The organism is Segeticoccus rhizosphaerae, from assembly GCF_009192725.1.
GTDB classification, from domain to species: domain Bacteria; phylum Actinomycetota; class Actinomycetes; order Actinomycetales; family Dermatophilaceae; genus Segeticoccus; species Segeticoccus rhizosphaerae.
Map to the genome: position 1 here is coordinate 1 of NZ_VOHR01000486.1, position 1,999 is coordinate 1,999.

Annotated in this window: 2 protein-coding genes; both read right to left on the reverse strand. The window is 72.7% G+C overall.

The genetic code is table 11. The features are described 5' to 3' along the window. Positions 1-39: 39 nt before the first annotated feature. Positions 40-1,266 (reverse strand): MFS transporter, encoded by a 1,227-nt coding sequence (locus tag FRW57_RS20920; RefSeq protein ID WP_137120977.1) that lies wholly within the window; start codon positions 1,264-1,266, stop codon positions 40-42. 92 nt (positions 1,267-1,358) lie between these two features. Beyond that, on the reverse strand, positions 1,359-1,999 hold a 641-nt coding region (locus tag FRW57_RS20925), incomplete at its 5' end, for an SseB family protein (protein ID WP_152186972.1).

Here is a 1,999-nt window from a genome sequence, read left to right on the forward strand (position 1 = left end):
GCAGCCCCGGCCGCGGACCGTCACTGCTTGCCCTGCCGGTCAGGCGGCGAGCTCCACGGTGCCGGCCGCCGCAGGCTTGCGTGTCCGTCGGGCTCCGCCACGATGACGCCACCAGGTGGCACCGGCGCCGAGCATCGCGATCAGCAGGCCGATCGCTGCCACCGAGAGGAACCCTCCGGCATAGCCCCACCGGTCGATGGCGGCTCCGCCTATGGGCGCGCCGAGCGCCGAGCCCGCGGTCATGAACGACCCGTGCCAGCCGAGCGCCTCTCCCCTGGCGCCGTCGGGAACGATCCGCGTCACGGCATCGACGGTGGCGGTGACCGTCGGCGCGACGACCAGCCCCGCGACGAAGGAGATCACGGCCATGGACACCACTCCCGGGGCCACGGCGAGCGGGATCGTCATGATGCTGAGGACCCCGAGCAGCAGGAAGGGTGGGATCGGTCGACCCTGCGCGCCGTAGACCAGCCCACCGACGATGGAGCCGAGCCCCCAGAGCAGCAGCACCACGCCGAGCCGAGGCACCTCGTCCCACTCGCGCAGCGCCGCGACGAGCGAAACGTCTGAGCCGGTCAGCACGACCGTGGCGGCAGCTGCCGCTGCGCACACCGCGACGAAGCGCGGCCGCAGCCACGCGTTCCTGGGAACGCGGGCTGCGATCCGGTCCTCCGCCAGCGTGGATGCCGACACGATCGCCGGGTTGGCCCACCACAGGACCACTGCGGCCGCGACGCCGAGCATCTGCAGGGTGAACAGGACCCAGGCGGTCGGCCACACGGCCGTCAACCAGATCGCCGCCACGGGCCCGATGATGAACGCCATCTCGACGACCACCGAGTCGAGGGACAGCGCCGTGCGGCGGTCGCCCTCCGGCACCGCCGCGATGACCGCCTGCCGGATGATCGAGAAGGTCGGGACGACGAAGAGTCCGGCGATGGAAGCCAGGGTCAGCAGCGGCCAGTAGCCGAGGAACGGGGCGACCGACCAGCAGGCCCCGGCCACGAGCAGTGACGGCAGCACGACCCGCCGCAGGCCGAGCCGGTCGAGCAGCTTGCCCCGCCACGGCCCGCTGATGGCGATGCACACCGTCGCGGCCCCCGCCACGAGGCCGGCGTCGCTCCAGCTGCGGCCCAGGTCGTCGACGACGTGCAGCGTCAGGATGACGCCGGCCGCAAAGAGGGGCACGCGAATCAGGAGCCCGAGCAGGAGGGCTCGGCGCACGTCACGTTGCGCGAGGACGCGCTGGTAGGGGGCGAGGGGCATGGGCGCAATACTTCCATATCGAAAGAGCGCCGCCGACCGAATTTGCCGCCGCCTTTGACCCTCCCGGGCGTGCCGAGGGGTTCGCCGTGCGCTCAGGCTTGCTGGATGGAGAAGCTGAGTCCGTCGATGCGCGCGCGGGTCTCGCCGTCGGTGGCGACCTGCTCTCCCAGCCGGGTGGCGAGGGCCTGCACCGCTTGGGCATCGAGACCGGGCCGGAGTCGCAGCACCAGCCGCAGCGTCCCGGTGCCAGCGGGCTCCCCCGCCTCGGCGGACCACCCGACGACGTCGGGTTCCTCGGCCACCGCACGTCCGAGGGCAGCGCGGACGAACGGGTCCTCGTGCGCAGGCACCCACTCCCGGTCCATCGCGAGCGCCCACACCATGCTCTGTCGCAGCACGAACGACTCGGGTCGGCCGAGGTCGAGGAGCATGACGTCACACCGCTCCTGCACGGCCGCCTGCGCCGCCCGAGAGCTCGTCACCGGCACCGGCCGGGCCGTAACGTCCCACGACTGCAGCGCCTCGATGCTGCTGAAGACCGGCAGTGCTCGTCGCCCGTCCGGCGCGGTCAGGGTGACCACTGCCATGTCGGTCGACTTCTCCACTGCGAGCGCGTCCGACTCGTCGACCTCGCCCGGCGCCGCCACGATCGGCACCAGCAGACGGGCCCCGTGCACCGCGGCCACGAGGGCAGCCTCGTCCGCCGGCGCGCTGAGCGCACGCACGAGCCTCG

Excerpts from the sequence above, each read along its gene's own strand:
- FRW57_RS20920 (WP_137120977.1), bottom strand. The coding sequence starts at position 1,266 with ATGCCCCTCGCCCCCTACCAGCGCGTCCTCGCGCAACGTGACGTGCGC.